The organism is Methylobacterium sp. WL18 (assembly GCF_008040015.1).
Classification (GTDB): domain Bacteria; phylum Pseudomonadota; class Alphaproteobacteria; order Rhizobiales; family Beijerinckiaceae; genus Methylobacterium; species Methylobacterium mesophilicum.
The window spans coordinates 1-948 of the sequence record NZ_VRVD01001070.1 but is presented as its reverse complement, the minus strand read 5'-3'; the positions used below and the strand labels follow the sequence as shown (position 1 = coordinate 948).

Below are 948 nucleotides of genomic sequence, written 5' to 3'. Positions count from 1 at the left end.
AGGGTCTGGGCCACGGCGTTGCGCGCGGCGCGCTCGACGACGGCCTCGCTCGGCGCCGATTCGCGCAGGGCCGCGACCTGCTGCAGCAGGTCGTCCATGGTGCGCTCGAGGCCGGCCAGGGCCGGGTCGCCGCTGCGGGGGGCATCGAGCCGGCCCGCGAGCGAGACGACCTGCTTCTCCAGGGCGTCGAGGCCCTCGTTCTCCGGGCGGCTGCCGACCTGATCGACCTTCTCGGCGAGGCTGCGCAGCATCGCGTGGATCGAGGCCATGTCGCCGGCCTGAGCCGACTCGGACGCTTCGGCGCGGTCGTAGCGCTGGTCGCGGGTGTAGAGGCCGTCGACCTTGTCGGCCAGCGTCTGGATCTGCTCGGCGATGGCAGCCGGGGCGCCCGTGCGGACGTCGCTGCGGATCTCCTCCAGCAGCGGGCGCAGGCTGGCGTCGCTCCCCATGCGCTGCAGCTGCGCGATCTGGGCGCTCACGGCCTGAAGGCTGTTGGCGAGACTCTGGATCCGCTCCGGGCCGGCCAGGGCGCCGATCAGGCGGCGGATCTCTTCGAGTTCCGCGAACAGACCGGCCAGAGTATGGTTGTCCGAACCGGCTTGGCCGGCCGCCGCGACGCTGTCGAGGCGCTCGGCCAAGCGGCGCACGTCGTCGGCCACGCGGGTGTGGACGTTCTCGGCGACCTCCTCGGCCAGGCGCTCGACCTGCGCCCGGACCTGCTCGACCGGCGCCGCGATCGCGGCGAGGTCGGTGCCGACCTGCGCCCGCTCGATGCCGTGGGCGAGCGAGGTCACGGCCTGCTCCAGCGCCCCGACATCGCGGCTGGTGGCCAGCTGATTGATCGCCTCGCGCAGACGCACGGTCTCGCGCTGCAGCTCGGACACGGCGGCGGACGGCGCCGCCATATCCTCGACGCGCGCCTCGAGGCGGCGGGCGAGGTCCATGCGC

The 948-nt window shown here is 73.9% G+C and carries 1 pseudogene; it reads right to left on the bottom strand.

Annotation, left to right across the window (positions count from 1 at the left end):
• A pseudogene (locus tag FV228_RS30950) lies at positions 1–948 on the bottom strand (hypothetical protein); the annotation flags it as partial.